Below are 20,269 nucleotides of genomic sequence, written 5' to 3'. Positions count from 1 at the left end.
AAATCCGCACACAGCGTCTGCATTCGGAATCAACGCCACTCGCTATAGGGCTCCAGCGGCGTCACCGGCAGCGCCAGGTTGCCTCGCCACGGCTCGAACAGGTAGCGCAGGTAGAGCATGCCATGGCTAGGCGCATAGTCATCGCTGTGCTGCCAGTCGAAGCCGCCGCCCAACACCCACTGGTCGCTCAGGCGCCGCTCGAACAGCCCGCGCAGTCGGTAGCCCAGCCCGCTGCTGTCGCTGGCGTCGTTCATGGCGTCGATGTTGGAGCCAACGTCATACTGTGCCAGCACCTTGCGGTTGACGTGCGCGTCCGGGTACAGGCGGCTGCGACCGCTGTGGGCCTGGGACCAACTGACAGAGCCTTCCAGCAGCACCGACCAGTCGTAGTTGCGCCAGGCATAACTGACCGGTACGCCAACCGATGTGTAGCGCTGCGGGCTGTAGTAGCCGCCCTGCCCCAGGCTGTAGCCGCCCAGGTCCTTGTCGTGACGCCAGTGCATCAGCGTAAGGCCCACGCGCACACGCTCATCGGCTTTTTCCACCACGCGGTGGTACCAGCCGGCCATGGCCCGGGTGCGCTGGTTGTCGGCGACGTTTTCGCCATACAGCCAGTGGTGCCCAAGGCTGGCCCAGACGCCATTGTCACCGCCCTGGTCCCAGCTCAGGCCAAGCGTGGCGCCATTGGCCGTGACCCCACCCCAGCGCACGCCCGTGCGCGGGTCACGTGCCCCGGCAAACGATAACAGCGAGTTGCTCATCGGCCGCCGCGAAGCGGTCAGCGACCAGCCAAGCTGGCCGAGGTCACCGTTGACCGTAGCGCCACCCAACCAGTTGTTGATCGCGTAGCCCTGGGTAGTGCCCAGGTCGAAGGCCCAGCGGCTGCCCTGCCAGCCCAGCGCCAGCACGCTACCGTCCGCCGTTTGCGAACCGCCCTTGCACGCGGGGAGCGACCTCCCGTCAGCGGTGCTGCCAACAAACTGACAGGTGCCGAAATCCGGGGTATAGCGCCCCTGGTCGTTCTGCTCGAACGACCCCGCATCCATGCCGATGCGCTCCACCCGCGCAAAGGCGGTGCCGTCCTGCCAAGGGGTATCGACATGCAGCAGGGTCGACTGGGTACTCAGTTCGGACGTGCCCGGCGTGCCGTCGTCCTCGCGCCAACCGTAGTCGTGCATCAACGTCACATGGGTATTGCGCTGGCGATACAGCGCATCGACGTCGCTGCGCAGGCTGCGTGCCAGCCAGTCGTCGTCATCCTGCTCACGGCTGGCCAGCGTCAGTGCGCGGTCATCCCGTGGCGACACGGCAGCACGCTCGAGCAACTGCGCATCGGCCATCGCTGCGGCGTAAAGGTCCAGCGCCCGTTGCGGGTCATCCTGCGCCACCAGGCGGGCAGCGTCGCGCCGCAACAAGGGGTCGGGGCGAGGCTGCTGCGCTGCGATCTGGTCGAGCATTCTGGCCGCCTGGTCGTGTTCGCCCAAGGCGACCCAGACAGCCGCCAGGCGCCGCTGGGCGTTGCTGTCATCGGCAGCCAGTTGCGGTACCTGCACAGCCAGCATGTGCCGGGCCTGTGCCAGGTTGCCTTCGGCCACCGCGCTTTCGATCACGCCAAGGCGCGCCTGGGGTTGCCCAGGCTGCACGACAAGCACGCGCTGGTAATAACCGCGCGCCTTGCCAGGCTCACCATTGGCCGCCGCCCAGTCAGCCAGCAGCATCAGGTCGTCGGTGCTGCCTTCGCCACGCGCCAGGCTGGCCTCGAGCAGGCGGGTCGCTTCAGCCGTGCGGCCTTGCGCCTGCAGCTGCTGCGCCGAGGCCAGGGTCATGCGGCGGCGGATACGCTGCTCCAGTGCATGCATGTCCGCGCTCCAGGCCCCCTGCGGCACCGCGCCCAGGCTGTCCAGGGCCAGCGCATCGCGGTCGCTGGACTCCAGGAACAGGCCATGGGCATAGCGGGTAGATGGGTCGCCCGGCTGGCGCTGCACGATGCTGGCGAATGCCGCGTCGGCTTCGGCGGTGCGCCCCAGGTGGCGCAGGCTGCTGGCCAGCTGGTAGACCAGCCAGGGCTCATCGGGGGCCAAGGCCGTGGCCTGGCCCAGCGCCTGGCTGGCCGCCGCCCAGTCCTCAAGCTGCATGGCCTGGTCACCTTGCTGGCGCAGGCGTGCGAGTTCCAGGCTGCGGCGCAGGCTGGCGAACTGCGCTTGCTGCCGAGGCGACAGGCTGTCGAGGTACGCCCGCGCCTTGTCGGGCGATTGCGCCTGGTACACACGCACCAGGCCGCGCACGGCACTTTCGTTATCCGGTGCCATGCGCCGAACCTGCAGGAATTGCCGCTCGGCGGCGGCTGTATCGCCCTCGGCCAGCGAGACATCCGCCAGGCCCAGCAAGGCGTATTCCTCCTTCGGGCGCTGCTGGCGTGCCTGTTGGTAGAAGGCACGGGCAGCGCGCAGGTCTTTCGCCTGCAGTGCCCGCTCGCCTTTGCTGAGCAGGGCCCAATACTGGCTGGACGACTCCAGGTCCTTCCACTGGCTGATCCAGTAGGTGTCCTGCTCCTTGGCACTTGCCGCCCGGAACGCCGCATTGGCGTCTTCGTAGCGGCTCTGGCGCATCAGCGCATAGCCCAGTGCCCCCTGCAGGCTGGCATCATCCGGATACTGGCGCAGCGCCCGGCGCAGTTGTGCTTCGGCTTCAGCGTTGCGGCCCTTGTCGAGCAATGCCAAGCCCCGCTGGCCAGCCTGCCAGGACGGGTCGGCCAGCAGTTTGCGCTGCTGTTGCAGGGTCTCGCTGGCCTGCGCCTGCAACGGTGAGGCCGGGTAACGCTGGAGAAACGCTTGCCAGGCCGCCGCGCTGGCGGCGCTCACCGCTTGCCCGGACAGGTAGTCGAACTCCCGCTGGGCAGCGGCATCCCGTGCGCCAGGGTCGCGCGACAGCTGGTCGAGCAAGGCCAAGGCTTCGCGGTCGCGATTTTCGGCGAACAGCCAACCGGCCAAGGTCTGGCGCAGCCCGGCACTGCCCGGGTACTGCTGGTCCAGTTGCTGCAGCTGCCTGATCGCTTCTGGGCGCTGGCCTGGGAGGTTGCCGCGCACGCGCCAGTAGTCCAGGGCCAATTCCAGGTTTGGCGGTTCACCAGCGAACAACTGCTCATAGGCCGCCAGCGCCTCTTCATTGCGCCCGGTGACCGCCAGCAAGCGGGCCTGCTGCAATTGCCGCACGCGCTCCGGCTGCTGCAGCTCGAGCAGGCGCCTGGCCTGGCGTGCCTGCAAGCTGCCAGGCGCGATGGCATTGATCCGCGCACTCAACTGCTCGGCCTCGGTGTTGTTCTTTTCGCGCAATGCCAGGCTCAGGGCCGCCAGCAACACATCCGGGTTGCGCGGCTCGAGCAATTGCAGCCGCCCCAGTGCATCGCGCACCAGGTCGTCACGATGCAGCGCCTCGCCGCGACGCACCTGGTCCAGCAGCCATTGGCGCTGTTCGCCGGCATCCTTGGGTTGTGCCGTGGCCTGGCAGGTCACTGCCGCCAGCATCAGCACACCGATCATTCGCTGCATGGCGCGCTCCAGGCCGGCAACAGGCGGCCGTGCGGGTCAAAACGGTAACGGCCTTGGTCCCAGCCCTGGCCAAACAGCGCCAGCACCTGGCTGTAATAGGCCTTGGCTTCGACTGGCTGCTCGCGCAGGCGCTGACGCTGGGCCGCCAGGCCCGCGACGTGCTCCGGCGATGCTGCCAGCAACGGCAGCAACGCCGCAGAGAAACCCGCCGGGCCATGGCCACTGGCAATACCGCTTTGCGCATCCACATGCTCTGGCGGCAACCCCTGGCGCGTGGTCAATGCCGCCATCGGGGCATAGTGGGCCACCAGTTCGGCACGCTGCGCCGCGTCCTTGGCCAGCATGCCGACCCACAGGTAGACGCGGATGGCGTCGTAGTCACCTTCACTGCCATGTTGCGGGTCCGCTGCCAGTTCACCGGCTGGCGTCCACAGCAGCCAGTCCGGAGCAAAGCCCTTTGGCGACGAAGCCAGCCACAAACGCCGCGTGTTGGCCGCCAGCTCGCCCCACAACGGGTCGACCAGGCTGAAGCGATCGAACAACTGCGGCGGCAAATAGCTGGGGTTCAAGCGGGCGCCGCGAGCATCTTCGAAGCCGTAGTCCCCCGGCAGCAGCATCACCCCCAGGCCCGGCAGCTTGCGCACGGTCTGCGCGGCGATACGCCACAGCAGGCGCTGGCCCAGCTGCGTGTAGGCCGGCTCGTCCCACAGCCGCCCGGCTTCCAGCAGGCTGTAGGCAATCCACAGGTCGGCATCGCTGGCGTTGTTGGCATCCAGCACCTGCCACTGCTGCTGGCCGTTACGGCCCCACAGCCAGGCGGGCAGATGCCGGGCCAGGTCGCCCTCCGCCAGGTTGTTGCCGGTCCAGCGCAGCAACTGCGCGAAGGCTTGCCGGTCATTGCCCACCAGGGCGAAGAACAGCGCGTAGCTCTGCCCTTCCGAGGTGGTGATCAGGCGCTCGTCGCTCGGGTCGATGACCCGACCGTCGACACTCACCAGTTCGGCCTTGAAGCGGTCCCAGGCCGGCCATTTGCAAGCCGGTGCGGCACTCGTGACGACGGGCAGGCCCAAGGCGACCAGCCCCACCAGCAACTGACGCATCATCACCCCGCCTCGCCCAGACGGCGCTTGCCTGCCCAGCGCAGTGCCCGCCACAACAGGAAGGCAAACAGCACCACGCAAATGGCCGCGATCGCCGCCAGCAGCACCGGGTGTTCGGACAGGTGGAACCACAGCAGCAGCCACCACGGCAGCGCGCCTACAAAGTAGTGCTCGCCGACGAACTGGCTGGTGACGCCGCTGCTGCGCACCAGCGTCACAGAGCCGGCCACCGCATCGAGCTTGCCCACATCGCCGAGCACATCGCGCAGCAACGCTTGGTCGCTATCGCTGTTGGCCAGCAGGGCTACGACGCTGCGCTGCTCATGGAAGGGCGACTTCAGCCCGGTGATGGCCGCAATCGGCGCCTGCGCGCTGACTGCCACTCGGCTGCTCGCGGCCACCGGCGCGGTATCGAAGCGCTGGCTGCCCGGCAGCCCTGTGCTACGGCCTTGCAGCAGCCAGTCCCGCTGGGCACTGAGCAGCAGGCCAAGGTTGGGCGCATCCCCCAGCGCCTCGGGCAGGCTGCCGAGCAGCAGCAAGTCGGCATCGGCCGCTGCGGCCTGCTTCCAGTCATCGACCAGCCGCAGGCCAAGCGCCGGGTAGCCGATCTGTCCGGCCAACCCGCCGACCGCATCGAGCAAGGTGCCCACCTGCATCGCCGTGGGCCTGGCCGGCATGACGACCAGCGTTTCGGAAAGGTCGGCCATGCGGCTGAACGGGAAGCCGCTGCGGGCGAATGCGCGCAGGTCGGGCATGGCGATGTAGTGGTGGTAACCGGACAGGTCGATGGTCGAGTTGTCGTCGATCGCCGCGCGCACATCCACCGGCAACGAGGTCTGGCAGCGTTCGCGCTGGGCGCTGCCCAGGGTGCTGGCAAAGCTGAAATCGAAGCGCAGGCGGTTGCGGTCGCCGATCTTCAACGCCGGTACCAGCGACTTCTCGGTCAATGCGCTGTTGTCACCGGACAGCACCGCCAGGCGCATTTCCTCGAGCGTACCGCCGCGCCGGTCATTGCCCACCAGCGGCATGCTGGTGATGTACTGGTCGTTGACGCTGATGCTCAACCGCGATTCGTCGCTCACTGCCGGGGCCGTGTAGCGGTACAGCGTACGCAGCGGAATGCCCTGGTTGCGCCAGACGAACAAGTCCGGCGGCAGGTTCAGCTCCAGCGTAACCGGCCGCGGTTGCAGGCCGCTGACCTGCAGCTGCTCGGGGTAATCGAGCAGCTCGGCGAAACGTACCGGGCGGTCGGTGCGTGTCCAGTTCGGCGCATCGTAGGGCTGGCGCGGCTGCAGTGCCGTCATCTGCTCGACCTTCACCCGGGCACCGCGGAACAGGTTGTTGCCAACCGCCAGCGCCGAGGCGGCCTTGACCAGGTCATCGTCGTTGCGGCCCAGCACCAGCAGCACCTTGCTGAAGCGGTCGTCCGGGTGGTCGATCATCTGCAGTACCGGGCCGTCGACCGGCGGGAATTGCTGCAGGTCGGCAAGGAAGGCCGGGCGACGGTCGTTGCTGGCAAACACGATGCTCGGCGTGGGTTTGTCGCCACGGGCCGGCAGGCTGTCGTACAGCACCGGGAAAGTCGCCTTGCGCCAACCGGCCTGGCTGCCGAAGTAGGACGCCAGGATCGCCGCCGCACGCTGCTCGCCCAGGCTCGGCACGCCACTGAACACCACCGGCAGCGTTACCTTGCCGGTGTCGCGCACATCAAAGAACGGCAGCGGGAAGTACGCCAGGTCGTTGTCCAGGGCCAGGGCCTGTTCGTGCAGCTGCACCTGGCTCTTGCGGTTCAGGTTCAGCCACAGGCCGCTGTGCGCAGGGTCTTCGCAGATGTCGGTGTAATGCCCGACGAACTCCAGGCGTACCCGGTTGAAATCGCTGAGCAGCTTCGGGTCCAGCGGCAGCTGACGGCGCACGCGCTGGCCAAGCTGATCCTTTTCCACCGGCACCACGCCCATCAGTTCGTCATTCAGGTACACGCGCAGGTGCGACAGGTTCGGCAACAGTGCGGGCGATGGCGTGTAGTCCAGCTGCAGGCTGGCGTCGGTGGCCAGGCGGTCGCGCCGCAGGCCGAATTCGATATGCTCGCTGTTGCGCACCCCCAGCAACAGGCTGTCGGACGCATGCCCGAGCTGCTCGAAGGTTTTCGCAACCGGCCAGTTCGGTACCGTGGGTACGGCTGGCTCGGCAAGCGGGGCTACGGAGGCGGCAGCGGCGCTCTGCGACAAGGCAGCAAGCAGCGCCATCGCCAGGCCCCAGGTACGCGCGGGATAACCAGTCATCATGCGTCTCGATCAACAGGGTTCAAGGAAGGGACAGGCTGCGGTGTGCGGGGCCTGTAGCTGGCCAGCCAGTTCGCCAGCGCGTGCAGTGGGCGCAGCAACGCCCCCACCCATGGCGGCAAGTGTTCGACCAGCCGCAGGTAACCGACACCGCCCAGCTTCAGCACGTCGACCAGGCTGCGCAGCGGGCGATCGACCTCATGCTGCTCGTTCCAGCCAAGCCAGGCATCGGCACGGGCAAAGGTGCAGTGGACCAGGTCGATACGCTGTTGCTGGCCGAGGTCATGGAACACCAGGCCCACGTGTTGCCCGACGGTACGGGTGACACAGGCCTGGAAGGCGAACTCGCGCTGGCCGCGGTTGAGCAGCAGGCGCACCCGCTCCCCCGCTTGCAACTCGAGGCCCCGGTGCAGTTGCAGGCCGACACCGCCGTCGGAGTAGTCGACCAGGGTACAGGGGTAGGCGTGACCGCTTGCCAGCACCAGCCCCGCCGGCAAGCGCATCTGCACCCGGTGGGCGCGGCGCACCTGGCGCACTTCGGCAGCCACGGCGACGGCGGCGCCGATGATCAGCAGGTTGTAGATCACCCACAGCGAGCTGACGATCACCGTGCCGATTTCCGCCGCCGGGCCGGTGAACAGGCGCCACACGGCGAAGCCCAGGCCGGCCACGTTGAGCGCCGCCAGCCACAGGTAGGGTTGGGCGATGCGCCAGTCGAACTGCTCCTGCTCCATCAGGCCGCCCTTGGCGGTGACGTTGAACTTGCCCTTCTTCGGCGCGAACAGTGCGACCGTGGTCGGGCGGGCGATGTACCAGGCCAGCACGGTCTCGTAGACCTCGCCCCAGAAGGTCTGCCGGTACTTGCCCTGCATGCGCGAGTTGGTCAGGCTGGCGTGGATCATGTGCGGCAGCACGTACAGCAGGATCATCAGCGCCGGGGCGTAGATGATGTAGGCATGCAGCAACAGGAACGCCAGCGGCGCAGTCAGGAACACCAGCCGTGGCAGGCCAGCCAGGAAGTGCAACATGGCGTTGGCATAGCACACCCGCTGGAACAGGCTCAGCCCACGGCCGAACAGCGGGTTGTCGGTACGGAAGATCTGCACCATGCCCCTGGCCCAGCGAATGCGCTGGCCGATGTGCGCCGACAGGCTCTCGGTGGCCAGGCCGGCCGCCTGCGGAATGCTCAGGTAGGCCGATGACCAACCCTGGCGGTGCATGCGCAAGGCGGTATGGGCATCTTCGGTCACGGTTTCGACGGCGAAACCGCCGATGCTCTCCAGCGCGGTACGGCGCAGCACGGCACACGAGCCGCAGAAGAACGCCGCGTTCCACATGTCATTGCCATCCTGGATCAGGCCGTAGAACAGCTCGCCTTCATTGGGGCGACGGCGGAACGAGCCCAGGTTGCGCTCGAACGGGTCGGGCGAGAAGAAATGGTGTGGCGTCTGCACCAGCGCCAGCTTCGGGTCCTTGAGGAACCAGCCGACTGTCATTTGCAGGAAGGAGCGCACCGGCACGTGGTCGCAGTCGAAAATGGCGATCAGCTCGCTGTCGGTCACGCCCAGCGCATGGTTGAGGTTGCCGGCCTTGGCGTGCTTGTTGTCCGGCCGCACGATGTAGCCCACCCCCACTTCGTCGGCGAACGCACGGAACGCCTCGCGCCGGCCGTCGTCGAGGATATAGATGCGCAGGCACTCGCGCGGCCAGTCCAGGCCCAGGGCGGCCAGCACCGTGGTGCGCACCACCGACAAGTCTTCGTTGTAGGTGGGGATCATCAGGTCGACGGTCGGCCAGTGCGCCGGATTTGCCGGCAGGTTCGCCGGCTTGCGCTGCAACGGCCAGCAGGTCTGGATGTAGCCCAGGATCAGCACGAACCACGAATAGGTTTCTGCCGCCAGCAGGATCACCCCGCACACAAGGCCCGTGGTGTCGTTCCAGTTCAGGGTCGAGGTGTAGCGCCACCACAGGTAGCGGCAGGAGATGAGCGTCGACAGCACGATCAGCATCAGGGTCGGGAAGCGGCCCGGCATGTGCCGCACCAGCAGGGCAATGCCCAGCAGCAGGCAGATGAACACCAGCTGCGCCAGGTAGCCGAACGGTTCGGTCACGCACAGCACGGCCAGGCCGATGGCGCCCAGGGTCAGCACGCTGTAGAAAACCCACCGGGCGAAAACGCTCAAGCCGCGCAGGCGTGCCGAGGCTTGCTGCTTGAAAGCGCTGGCGCGGTAGCGCGCAGGCAGCTGCTGCAGGCGGTCGATCAGCAGGCCATGGTAACGGCGCAGCACCTGGCGCATACCGCGCAGCTGCGCACGCACTGCCCCCCAGGCACGCCGGGCAAACCCCGGTTCGCGAGGCAGCGGTTGACGCCGGACCAGCAGCCACAGGCTCTGGATCAGCAGGCGCAGCGGGTCGCCCAGGCTTGGGCGCTTGCCCGCCAGTTGCGGGTACAGCCGCTGCCGCTCGGCCAACAGGGCTTGCCAGGCAGGCGACTCCAGGCGCAGGAACAGGAAGGCCAGCCACACGCCAAGGGTAAACAGCCAGGCGACCGGCTGCCGCGCGCCACGTGTGCGGAACCAGGCGTAGGCCGACAGAGGGGTCAGGGTCACGACTGGCGCCTCGTCAGGCAGCGCACCGCCAGGCTCTGCACGTCCCGGCAAGCCAGGCTCTGCGGCGCGTAGTGGCCAAGCGGTGCCTTGCACGCCAGGGCCTCGAGGAAGGCCTCGTCGCGGTGCACCACCTGGATCGGCAGGCGATCACGGAACAGGTCGCGCCACACCATCAGCAGGTCGCTCTGCAAGCGGCTGGCGGGGTCGTAGCGGTTGACCAGCAACAGGTCGTAGTGCTCGACCTGCCGGCGCCCGAGCAGCAGGTGGCTGGCCATTTCGGCCTCGGCCACCAACACCCGCACGTCAGTCTCGACGCTTTGGCCAGCGGCATCGGCCGGCAGTTGCGGCAGGTCGAACAGCAACCAGTCGAAGTGTTCGGCCAGCTCGGCCTGGCGCGCGCGCCATGCTTCAGCGTCGGGCAACGGCGGCCGCGTGCCGGCAGGCAGATTGCCGAACGGCATCAGGTACAGGCCATCGAGCACCTCGTACATGGCATCGCTGTATGGCCGCCCTTCCCGCTCGGCAAGCGCCCAGCCCTCGTGCGTGTCGAGGGGCAGATTGAAGTGCAGGCCGAGCAGGTTGCTTGGGCACAGGTCGACCAGCAGCACCCGCTCACCTACGCCCTGCAACGCATGCCCCAGCGCGGCCAGCAAGGCGCTGCGCCCCAGGCCACCGCGAACGCCGTGCAACGCCAGGCTGGTCATGGCGACAGCACCTGGCGCCGCGGCGCCACCGTGTACAAGGTGCCCTGGGCGCTGCTCCGGCAGCTTTCACCCAACAGTGGCCAGCGCTGCAAGGCCTGCTGGACACCCACCAGCAATGAGATGTCCTGGTAGTTCAGGTCCGGCATATCCAGGTGCTGGCGCAACTGGGCGATATCGTCGCTGCGGTCGGCAGGGTCTGCCTTGCCAGTGATCATGGGCGCTCCTTCGGAACAGGCTGCCAGTCGGGCTGGCCTTGCAGGCGCATGTAGGCGCGCCCCTGGTAGTTCAGTACTTGCGCACCTGCGGTTTCCGCGACCTGTTCGGTGGTCGGCAGGTCGCTCAGCAGGCTGGGCACATCCAGCACCTGCTGCTGGCCCAGGCCCGCATACACGCGCGAGATCAGCTCGGACAGCGCCAGGTAGCTGGTGGGTGCCGAGACATGCAGCGGCTCGCTGCGGGCAGGTTGGCCCATGCCGATGAACTTCAGGCCGACCGGCACATGGGTAATCGATGGGGTGGGGATTTCACGCATGCCCGACAGCTGCATGCGGTCGCCATGCAGCGCGGCGCCATGTTCCGGGACAATGGCCACGACCACGCGGCGGCCGCTGCGCTCCAGTTCATCGAGGAAGCTGCCAAGCTCGCCGAACAGCCGGGTGGCGCGGGTGGCGTAATCGGCCACGCGGGTACCGCCGTCGGCGGTGACGATACGGTTGCCGTCATGCAGGCTGATGCTGTTGTAGAACAGCGACACATGCTCGGTCGGCGCGCCTTTGCGCTGCCCCCACCAGCGGCGCAGCACCTCCAGGTCGCTGGCGATAGGCGAGCCGTCGAAGCCGACCAGTGCCCGCGGGAAGTCGGTGTTGCGCAGGCCGGGTTGCGGCATGTGCTGCTGGGTGATATCGCCGATGAAGTTGTCGAAGCGGCCGCTGTGGTTGAGCAAGGTGTTGCTCTGGAAGCCGAGCCTGGCCAGGTTCTGGAACAACAGGCACTGCTCCGGGGCCGGCTGATACAGCCCGGCGTGGGACGACTGCCCGCAGCTGGCACGCAGCACGCGGATGGCGGCCGGCCCACTGTAGGACGTGGCCGAGTTGAACTGGTCGAAGATCACGTCCAGGCGCGAGAACAGCGGGTTGTCACGCAGCCCGACGGCAGACAGGTCATCCCAGGCCAGCGAGCAGATGTTGATCACCAGCAGGTCGAACGGCTGCTCATCGGCCTTCATGGCCGGGAATGCTGTCACCCGTTCACGCTCACTGGCGAAGAACCGCTCGAGCCAGCTGTCGAGCGTGGCATTGTCGGCAACCGCGGCGCCAGGCGCCTGGCCCGCATTGAACCCCAGCGCTGGCAGGCCGCCGACCGCCAGCCACGCCAGCCCCAGCAGGCTCAAGGTACTCAGCCGCAGCCAATGGCGCAGGTACAGGTAACCCACCAGCAACAGCGCCAGCGCGCCCAGCAGGTTCCAGTTGATGAAGCGGCCGAGCAGTTCGAGCAGGTAGTCCCACGAGAAATCGAACACCCCCGGCTGCGCCAGCAGGCGGCTGAAGGGCGGCAGCCAGGTGTCCTGGTAGAACAACGCGATGCCGACCGGTACGGCCACCAGCTGCCGCGCGATTCGCAGCCACTTGCCCGGCAACGGCAGCAGCAGAAACGCGGCGAACAACAGGTTCGGCAGCGCCTGGAAGTCGAGCATGCCAAGGGCGACCAGCAGGAACTTGGCCAGGAAGTAAAGGTTCCACCCTCCCAGTCCAGGCCAACGGGCCGGTACCGGGAGGGTGGCGGATGTATTAGTCATTACGGGGTTCCTGGCGTGCAGCACGGTGGCGTACGCCCAGCGGTTTCAGGTAACGGGGTGGAAGGCGGCGGCGCAACCAGCCGCGCAGCGTGGCGCGCAGGCGCAACAGCAGCAGGGCCAGCGCCAAGGTGACCAGCGCCGTGATGCCGACCACTTGCAGCAGTTGCACGAAGTTCATTGCGTACCCCGCTTGCCCAGGGCCACCCGGCGCGGCGCCAGGGCCGGCCTGGCCTGGGTGGGCAGCTGCGCCGCCGCGTCGAGCCGGGGTGGCTGTGGCACGCTGTCGTCGAGGAAGGCCGGGGTGGCCAGGCTGTCGACACCGGCAAGCACCTCCTGGCTGATGAACAACTCTTTCCACGACAACTGGAAGATGTGGTCAAGGGCTTGCTCGACGCCTTCGGAGCGACAGGCGAACAGGAACAGGAACAGCACATCGCCCACCACGCAGGCGATGTCGCCGTCGCGGCGGAACACCGTGCGCGAACAGGCTTGCAGCGGGGTCAGCCCTGGGGCCGGGCGCAACACCAGCAACTGGTGGGCGATTTCGCCGTTGCGCACCCCGTGCCACATGGTCTGCACCGCTTCGGCGAACGCGCGCGGCGCCACCAGCCCGCAGATTGCCAGCGGCCGCAGGCGTGCGAGCAAGGCATCGAAATCGCTTGGCAGGCGCCGGCGCCAGAGGTAACCCTGGATGCTCTCGACCATGGTCAGGAAGCGCGACAGGCTGGCGCCGAACGGCACGATCTGGCTGGCCCCGCAGGCCAGCAGCAGTTGTTCGTCCTGGTAGCGCAGGGTCGGTGCCATCTCGCGCACCACCAGCTTCAGGGCACTGCCACGCAACTGGCGCAAGCGGTGCAACTGGCGCGCCAGGCTATCCAGGCGCTGCCCGCCGTCCATGGCAAAGATGACCGTGGCGGAAACCGCCCTGCCAGCTTTGGCACCCAGTTCCTCGAGGCTCTCGCAGACCTGCCAGTGCTCGGAGAAGGCTGGTGCACCTTCCAGTACCGGGCGCTGGGCCAGGCATAACAGCTCGTCGCCACCGGTGTCGCTGGGGGCCTGCGGCGCCCCGGCGGCGGCGAAGCCCGCTTCAAGCCGCGCCAGTTCCACATCGCGCGTACCGATCTTGCCGAGCGGGTTGCTCCAGAAATGCTGCAGGTAGCGCACCCCGCCTTTGCCGCGGTACACCTGGGCCAGGCCATCGACGCCCTGATTGAACGCACGCAGGCGCTCTACCAGCCCGGCACTCTGGCCGCTGCTGATGACCAGCAATAGCGTGGCCTCGGCCAACAGGACCGGGCGCAGCGCGTTGCACCAGCTTTCGACGTTGCCGGCACCCCAGACGTCGGCGGGCGCCAACAGCACCAGCACCCGCCCGGCGGCGTCAATACGCGGCAGGTCATCGACCAGGTGCCGGGCGGCTTGCAGGTCGGCTTCGTACAGCGCCAGTTCGGCTGGGCCCTGCGCGGCATCGAGCGCACTCAGCACATCACCGATGGCTTGCGCATCGGCGACCAGGGCTGCGCGAACGTGCTCGGGCAGCCCCCCGACCACCTGGCGGCATAGCACGGTGGCGTCTTCTGCGTTGTCACAGGCCAACCAATACAGTCCTTGTACATGAAGCTGGCTGCTTTCGGCGCCTAAGCCGGAAATAGCCAACCACGGCATTCCATTCGTCAAAACACTGGCTCTGAAAAGTAGATTGAAACGGCTCTGAGAGGTGGCTGCGGGCACATGCGCCGCTGAGGCTCGATGATGAGCGTCAAAAAAACAACGAAATTACTAGCTAACAACCGAACCCGTCAATTCTACAGCAGGGAGGCAAAATGAAATCAAGCAGAAATGTAATGAATTGCAAAAAATTGTTAGCAGCAGGTACATGTCTGGGGATGTTTGGTGCCTGTGAGATCGAGCGCCGCCCGCCCGGCGCTTCGCAGCACAAGGCTGCCTCAGGTACAACGTGAGGCTGAAGCCTGCGCATTGCCTGTGGGAGCGGGCATGCCCGCGAAGCAGGCGACGCGGTGGATGGCACCGGCTGCGCCGGTGTTCGCGGCTAAAGCCGCTCCTACAGGTACAGCGTGAGACCGAAGTCTGCGCCGGACCTGTGGGAGCGGGTTCACCCGCGAAGCAGACTGCGCGGTGGATGGCACCGGCTACGCCGGTGTTCGCGGCTAAAGCCGCTCCCACAGGTACAGCGCGAGCCCGAAGCCTGCGCAGTGCCTGTGGGAGCGGGCATGCCCGCGAAGCAGGCGACGCGGTGGATGGCACCGGCTGCGCCGGTGTTCGCGGCTAAAGCCGCTCCCACTGGTACAGCGTGAGCTCGAAGCCCGCGCCGTACCTGTGGAAGCGGGCATGCCCGCGAAGCAGGCGACGCGGTGGACCGTGCTGGAAGCGCTGGACAGCGGCAAGCCGGTCAGCGAGTGCCAGAACGACACTGCACGAACCCCCGCACGCCTGAGTGATCTGTATGGTTAGCGCCAGGCAAAAGCTGATTTTCGGAGACAAGCATGCTGCGTATTTTTGAACGATGGCTCGACCCCTTCCCCCCTGACGAGATACCACCGCCACCGGTTGGCCTGTTGCGCTTCATGTGGGCCTGCACCCGGGGCGCGCGCGGCTACATCCTGGCGCTTGCGCTGCTCAGTGCCGGGGTATCGATCTACGAAGCCTGGCTGTTCGCCTTCCTCGGCCAGGTCGTGGACCTGCTTTCGGCCTGGCAGGCCGGCGGGGCCGTCGGCCCTGAAGAAACCCGGGTGCTGTGGGGTATCGGCGTGGTCCTGCTGGTCAGCATCGGGTTGGTGGCGCTGCGCACCATGCTTCAGCACCAGGTACTGGCGATCAATTTGCCGCTGCGCCTGCGTTGGGACTTTCACCGGCTGATGCTGCGCCAGAGCCTGTCGTTCTTTTCTGACGAGTTTTCCGGCCGGGTCACCACCAAGGTGATGCAGACGGCGCTGGCGGTACGCGATGTGTTGTTCACCCTCATCGAGATCCTGCCCGGGATCGGTGTGTACTTCATCGCGATCATTGCCCTGGCCGGTGGCTTTGCCCTGAAACTGATGCTGCCCTTCATTGCCTGGGTCGTGCTGTTCGGCCTGGCCATGCTGTATTTCGTGCCACGCCTGGGCAAGGTCGGCCAGGAGCAGGCCAACGCCCGATCATCGATGACCGGGCGGGTTTCTGACGCCTACACCAACATCACCACGGTGAAACTGTTCTCGCACGCCAACCGCGAAGCGCACTTCGCGCGCGCGGCCATGGAGGACTTCAAGCAGACCGGTTTTCGCCAGATGCGTCTGGTCAGCCAGTTCGAAATCGTCAACCAGGCGCTGGTGGTGGGCTTGATCATTGCTGCCGGTGGCTATGCGCTGTGGCTGTGGCACCAGGGCCAGGTCGGCACCGGGGCGGTGGCGGCGATCACCGCCATGGCCTTGCGTATCAACGGCATGTCGCACTGGATCATGTGGGAGATAACCTCGCTGTTCGAAAACATCGGCACCGTGCAGGACGGCATGGCCACCCTCACCCGCGGCCCCAAGGTAACGGATGCGCCCGGCGCTGCCGAGCTGGTAACCAAGGGGGGCGCGGTGAGTTTCGACAAGGTCGGCTTCAACTACAACGGCGAGCGTCAGGTGCTCGACGACCTGAGCCTGCACATCCGCCCGGGCGAAAAGGTCGGCCTGGTCGGCCGCTCCGGCGCTGGCAAGTCCACCTTGATCAACCTGCTGCTGCGCTTTTACGACGTGGACCGTGGGGAAATCCGCATCGACGGGCAGAACGTGGCCAAGGTCACCCAGGACAGCCTGCGCAGCGCCATCGGCATGGTCACCCAGGACACCTCGCTGCTGCACCGCTCGATTCGCGACAACATCGCCTATGGCCGCCCAGATGCCACCGAAGCGCAGATCCGCGCCGCTGCGGCCAATGCCCAGGCCGATGGTTTCATCAGCCAGCTCAGCGACCGCCAGGGCAACACCGGTTACGACACTTTGGTGGGAGAGCGCGGCATCAAGCTGTCTGGTGGCCAGCGCCAGCGCATCGCCATTGCCCGGGTGATGCTGAAGAACGCGCCGATCCTGCTGCTGGACGAAGCCACCAGTGCGCTGGACTCGGAAGTGGAAGTGGCCATTCAGGAAAGCCTGGATGAAATGATGCAAGGCAAGACCGTCATCGCCATCGCCCACCGGTTGTCGACGATTGCGGCCATGGACCGGCTGATCGTGATGGATGAAGGGCGCATCATCGAACAAGGCACCCATACGCAACTGCTGGCGAAGAATGGTACTTATGCGCGGTTGTGGCAGCACCAGAGCGGCGGGTTCCTGGGTGAGGACCAGGGCGTGGCCGAGGCGATGGAGTAGGCAGGAGGTGGGATCAGGTACCGCGTTGGATTCTTCGCGGGCACGCCCGCTCCCACACGGTACGCGGACCGCTTGCGTACTGAGTTCTCCGGGCCTGCAGCTCAACCAAACACATGCGAAGGCCGACGCAGCACCGGGTCGAACGGGTTGACCCGCTCGCCAATCGCCGCCGCCTCGCGCTTGAGCAGCGCCACCACGGTCGGCATGCGGTTGGGCCCCAGGCGGTCGCTGATGGTCGCCACGCTCAGGGCCGCCACCGCATGGCCGTTACGATCGAGGATCGGCACCGCCAGGCCGGCCATGCCATCGAGCACTCCGGTATTACGCCCGGCATAGCCGAGGCTGCGCACATTGTCGATTTCGGCGCGCAGCATGACTTCGTCGTAATGGTGGAAATCCTTCAGCCGCGGCAGGTTGTAGCGGATCACCTCGTCGCGCTCCTCCTCCGGCAGGAAGGCCAGGATTGCCAGGCTGCCCTGCCCCACCCCCAAGGCCACACGGCCGCCAATATCGCCGGTGAAGGTACGGATCGGGTATGGCCCTTCGCTGCGGTCCAGGCACACCGCATCGAACCCCGAGCGCGCCAGCAGGAACAGCGAATCGCCCAGCGAGGCCGACAACCGCAGCAAGCTGGGGCGCACCACATCGCGCAGGTTGCCGGCTTGCCCGGCCTTGGCCGCCAAGGCAAAAAAATCCAGGCTCAGCCGGTAGCGCTTGCTGGTCGCGCACTGATCGACCATGCCTTCTTCAATCAGGCTGCGCAGCAGGCGGTGGGTTGTGGGTTGCGCCAGGCCAACCCGCTGCGCCAGCTGGCTGACCTTCTCGCCCTCGCCGCCGCATTCTCCCAGCGCACGCAACACGGCGAACAAACGCGACACCGCACTGACACCTACTTCCTTGGCCTGCTCATTTCGCTTATCGGAATCCATTTTTCGTCAAACCCTTAAAAATTCCATTCAGTGGAATAATTTCAAAATAGCTGTCACCCAGTGAAATTACCCTTTGTCGCCATCCTAATCATTGCCCTACTCTCCGGTCCATAGGGCGATATCACAACATCGGCCGCCGCCACAGAAGCGAGCGCCAACGTCCGTAAAAGCATTGCTTTTCGCCGCTGGCGCTCTGCCCACCCTGAAACTGCCGGTTGACCCCGGTTCCGTTTGCGATGGAGCACAGCCATGACCTTTCTGTTGATCGACAAGCTTTGCAAGCGCTATGGCGCCACGGAGGCAGTGGCCAGCTCGTCACTGGCCATCGAGAAAGGCGAGTTCGTCTCCCTGCTTGGCCCTTCGGGCTGCGGCAAGACCACCACCCTGCAAATGATTGCCGGCTTCGTCGAGGTCACCAGCGGCCGCATTGTCCTCGACGGCCGCGACATCACCCACGCCAAGCCGGCCAGCCGAGGCCTGGGCGTGGTGTTCCAGAGCTACGCGCTGTTCCCGCACATGACCGTGCGCGACAACGTCGCCTTTGGCCTGCGCATGCGCAAGGTGGCCAACGCCGACATCGCCCGCAGGGTCGACCAGGCCCTGGCGCTGGTGCGTCTGGACAAGCATGCCGAGCGCTACCCGCGCGAACTCTCCGGCGGCCAGCGTCAGCGGGTGGCCCTGGCCCGCGCACTGGTGATCGAACCGCCGGTACTGCTACTGGACGAACCGCTGTCCAACCTGGACGCCCACCTGCGTGAAGAAATGCAGTTCGAGATCTGTCGCATCCAGAACGAGGTCGGCATTACCACCTTGATGGTCACCCACGACCAGGCCGAGGCCTTGTCGATCAGCGACCGGGTGGTGGTGATGGAGGCCGGGCGCATCACCCAGGTAGATGACCCCTACCGCCTCTACGAACACCCGGGTACGCCCTTCATTTCCGACTTTGTCGGCAAGGCCAACCGCCTGCGCGGCGTAACCGGCCCCGGCGGGCAACCGCAGGCGAATGCCCAGGGCCCGCTGACCCTCAGCCTGCGCCCGGAAAAAATCAGCCTCGGCCCGGCCGGTAGCGGCAAGCTCGCAGGCCGCATCAGCTGCCGCTACTTCCTCGGCAGCCAGTGGCTGTATCGGGTCGACACCGCTCTGGGCAACCTGGCCGTGGTGCGTGCCAACGACGGCAACACACCGCTGGATGAAGGCACACAGGTCGGCCTGGACTGGAACGATGCCCTGCTGCGGGTACTGAACGCTGGCGAGGTGGCGGCATGAGCGCGGCAAAGCTGCGCAGCAGCGCCTGGGGCTACGGCCTCAGCAGCCCCGCGCTGCTGTTGTTCCTGGCCTTGCTGGTGGTGCCACTGGGGCTGACCGTGCTGCTGTCGTTCAACGCGTTCGACTACAGCAGCGGCATCCAGGCCGGCCAGTACACCCTCGGCCATTACCTGAGCCTGGTGACCGACACCTACTACTACGAGATCTTCTTCCGCACCTTCTGGATCAGCGCCATGGTCACCCTGCTTTGCGTGCTGATCGGCATCCCCGAGGCCTTGGTGCTCAGCCGCATGGGCGCGCCGTGGCGCTCGATCTTCCTGATCCTGGTGCTGACCCCGCTGCTGATTTCGGTGGTAGTGCGGGCCTTCGGCTGGAGCCTGCTGCTGGGCGCCGACGGCCTGGTCAACCAGGGCATCACTGCCCTCGGCGGGCAGCCGGTGAAGCTGCTGTATACGCCCTTTGCGGTGATCATCGGCCTGGTCCACGTGATGCTGCCGTTCATGATCATCCCGGTGTGGACCTCGCTGCAGAAGCTCGACCCGGCTGCCGAGCAAGCCGCGCTGTCACTGGGTGCCAGCCAGTGGACGGTGTTCCGCCGCATCGTGCTGCCACAGATCATGCCCGGCGTGCTGTCGGGCACGCTGATCGTGTTCGGCCTGGCCGCCAGTTCGTTCGCCATCCCCGGTCTGCTGGGCGGGCGCCGGCTGAAGATGGTCGCCACCATGATCTACGACCAGTACCTGGCCGAACTGAACTGGCCGATGGGTGCCACCATCGCCGTGGCCCTGCTGCTGATCAACCTGCTGGTGATGCTCAGTTGGAACCGGCTGGTCGAACGCCGCTACAAACGCGCACTTGGAGTCTGAACCGATGACCCGTAACGGCCCGCTGGCCCTTTCCTTTCACGCCCTGGTGATGCTGTTCATGCTCGCCCCGCTGGTGGTGGTGTGCCTGGTGGCATTCACCCCGGAAAACACCCTGAGCCTGCCCACCGCCGGCTTCTCGCTGCGCTGGTTCAGCGCCGTGTTCGAGCGTGCCGATTTCCTCGATGCGTTCTACAACAGCCTGAAACTCGCGGCCCTGGCTGCCTCGCTGGCCACTTTGATCGCCGTGCCGGCGGGCCTGGCGATCACCCGCTACAGCTTCCCCGGCCAAGGCTTTCTCAACGGCCTGCTGCTGTCGCCGATCATCATCCCGCACCTGGTGCTGGGTGTGGCCTTGCTGCGGCTGTTCGCCTTGCTGGGGGTCAATGGCAGCTTCGCCTGGCTGGTGTTCGCCCATGTCGTGGTGATCACCCCTTACGTGCTGCGCCTGGTACTGGCTGCAGCCATCGGTATCGATCGCAGCGCCGAGCAGGCCGCGCAAAGCCTGGGTGCTGGCCGGGTCACGCTGTTCTGCAAGGTCACCCTGCCGATGATCCTGCCCGGTGTGGCCGGCGGCTGGCTGCTGGCGTTCATCAACAGCTTCGACGAAGTGACCCTGTCGATCTTCGTCACCTCGCCTGCCACCCAGACCCTGCCAGTGCGCATGTACGTATACGCCACCGAATCCATCGACCCGATGATGGCCGCCGTCTCGGCGCTGGTGATCGCCGTCACCGCCCTGACCATGGTCGCCCTGGACCGCGTATATGGCCTGGACCGCGTGCTGGTGGGCAAGCAATGACAAGGAATGC

General features: G+C 66.5%; 15 protein-coding genes. 5 read left to right on the top strand and 10 right to left on the bottom strand.

The annotated features are described in order from the left end of the window. Positions 1 to 29 precede the first annotated feature (29 nt). The 9 genes from bcsC to CAG00_RS01880 are packed head-to-tail and all read right to left on the bottom strand — an operon-like array spanning position 30 to position 13,703. Positions 30 to 3,548 carry a cellulose synthase complex outer membrane protein BcsC gene (bcsC, locus tag CAG00_RS01920; RefSeq protein ID WP_085663328.1) on the bottom strand — a complete coding sequence of 1,173 codons (3,519 nt, stop codon included), beginning with the start codon at positions 3,546 to 3,548 and terminating at the stop codon, positions 30 to 32. Next, entirely contained in the window at positions 3,536 to 4,651 is a 1,116-nt protein-coding gene (gene bcsZ, locus CAG00_RS01915; protein WP_085663327.1) for a cellulose synthase complex periplasmic endoglucanase BcsZ, read from the bottom strand. Before bcsZ ends, bcsC begins: the two co-directional genes overlap by 13 nt. After that, on the bottom strand, positions 4,651 to 6,930 hold the full coding sequence (bcsB, locus tag CAG00_RS01910) for a cellulose biosynthesis cyclic di-GMP-binding regulatory protein BcsB (protein ID WP_371915761.1): 2,280 nt from the start codon (positions 6,928 to 6,930) through the stop codon (positions 4,651 to 4,653). The genes bcsZ and bcsB overlap by 1 nt, the downstream gene beginning before the upstream one ends. Continuing rightward, entirely contained in the window at positions 6,930 to 9,539 is a 2,610-nt protein-coding gene (bcsA, locus tag CAG00_RS01905; RefSeq protein ID WP_085663325.1) for a UDP-forming cellulose synthase catalytic subunit, read from the bottom strand. The genes bcsB and bcsA overlap by 1 nt, the downstream gene beginning before the upstream one ends. After that, positions 9,536 to 10,243, bottom strand: a complete 708-nt coding sequence (gene bcsQ, locus CAG00_RS01900; protein WP_085663324.1) for a cellulose biosynthesis protein BcsQ — start codon at positions 10,241 to 10,243, stop codon at positions 9,536 to 9,538. The genes bcsA and bcsQ overlap by 4 nt, the downstream gene beginning before the upstream one ends. Further along, positions 10,240 to 10,458, bottom strand: coding sequence for a cellulose biosynthesis protein BcsR (gene bcsR, locus CAG00_RS01895; RefSeq protein WP_085663323.1), 219 nt, complete (start codon positions 10,456 to 10,458; stop codon positions 10,240 to 10,242). The genes bcsQ and bcsR overlap by 4 nt, the downstream gene beginning before the upstream one ends. Further along, entirely contained in the window at positions 10,455 to 12,038 is a 1,584-nt protein-coding gene (bcsG, locus tag CAG00_RS01890) for a cellulose biosynthesis protein BcsG (RefSeq protein WP_085663322.1), read from the bottom strand. The genes bcsR and bcsG overlap by 4 nt, the downstream gene beginning before the upstream one ends. Further along, entirely contained in the window at positions 12,031 to 12,216 is a 186-nt protein-coding gene (gene bcsF / locus CAG00_RS01885; RefSeq protein ID WP_039613316.1) for a cellulose biosynthesis protein BcsF, read from the bottom strand. Before bcsF ends, bcsG begins: the two co-directional genes overlap by 8 nt. Further along, a complete protein-coding gene (locus CAG00_RS01880) occupies positions 12,213 to 13,703 on the bottom strand; it encodes a BcsE family c-di-GMP-binding protein (RefSeq protein WP_085663321.1) in 1,491 nt (496 codons plus the stop codon). The genes bcsF and CAG00_RS01880 overlap by 4 nt, the downstream gene beginning before the upstream one ends. Before the next feature lie 684 nt (positions 13,704 to 14,387). On the opposite strand from CAG00_RS01880, the gene CAG00_RS28980 reads away from it, so the two are divergent. Beyond that, complete coding sequence (locus CAG00_RS28980) at positions 14,388 to 14,510, top strand: hypothetical protein (RefSeq protein WP_256578927.1); 123 nt, start codon at positions 14,388 to 14,390, stop codon at positions 14,508 to 14,510. Between the two features lie 32 nt (positions 14,511 to 14,542). Then, positions 14,543 to 16,396 (top strand): ABC transporter ATP-binding protein, encoded by a 1,854-nt coding sequence (locus tag CAG00_RS01865; protein ID WP_085663318.1) that lies wholly within the window; start codon positions 14,543 to 14,545, stop codon positions 16,394 to 16,396. Between the two features lie 101 nt (positions 16,397 to 16,497). Here the strand turns inward: CAG00_RS01865 and CAG00_RS01860 are convergent, their stop codons facing one another. Continuing rightward, positions 16,498 to 17,325, bottom strand: a complete 828-nt coding sequence (locus tag CAG00_RS01860) for an IclR family transcriptional regulator (RefSeq protein WP_085618551.1) — start codon at positions 17,323 to 17,325, stop codon at positions 16,498 to 16,500. 249 nt (positions 17,326 to 17,574) lie between these two features. On the opposite strand from CAG00_RS01860, the gene CAG00_RS01855 reads away from it, so the two are divergent. The 3 genes from CAG00_RS01855 to CAG00_RS01845 are packed head-to-tail and all read left to right on the top strand — an operon-like array spanning position 17,575 to position 20,259. Continuing rightward, positions 17,575 to 18,594: an ABC transporter ATP-binding protein gene (locus CAG00_RS01855; RefSeq protein ID WP_085663317.1), complete on the top strand. Its 1,020-nt coding sequence runs from the start codon at positions 17,575 to 17,577 to the stop codon at positions 18,592 to 18,594. Next, positions 18,591 to 19,460 (top strand): ABC transporter permease, encoded by an 870-nt coding sequence (locus CAG00_RS01850; RefSeq protein ID WP_085663316.1) that lies wholly within the window; start codon positions 18,591 to 18,593, stop codon positions 19,458 to 19,460. The genes CAG00_RS01855 and CAG00_RS01850 overlap by 4 nt, the downstream gene beginning before the upstream one ends. A 4-nt stretch (positions 19,461 to 19,464) precedes the next feature. Continuing rightward, complete coding sequence (locus tag CAG00_RS01845) at positions 19,465 to 20,259, top strand: ABC transporter permease (RefSeq protein ID WP_025339622.1); 795 nt, start codon at positions 19,465 to 19,467, stop codon at positions 20,257 to 20,259. The last annotated feature ends 10 nt before the right edge of the window (positions 20,260 to 20,269 follow it).

Origin of the sequence: Pseudomonas sp. B5(2017) (assembly GCF_002112825.1) — a bacterium.
Classification (GTDB): Bacteria; Pseudomonadota; Gammaproteobacteria; order Pseudomonadales; family Pseudomonadaceae; genus Aquipseudomonas; species Aquipseudomonas putida_Z.
The sequence above is the reverse complement of the archived record's forward strand: the minus strand, read 5'-3'. Positions and strand labels throughout refer to the sequence as shown.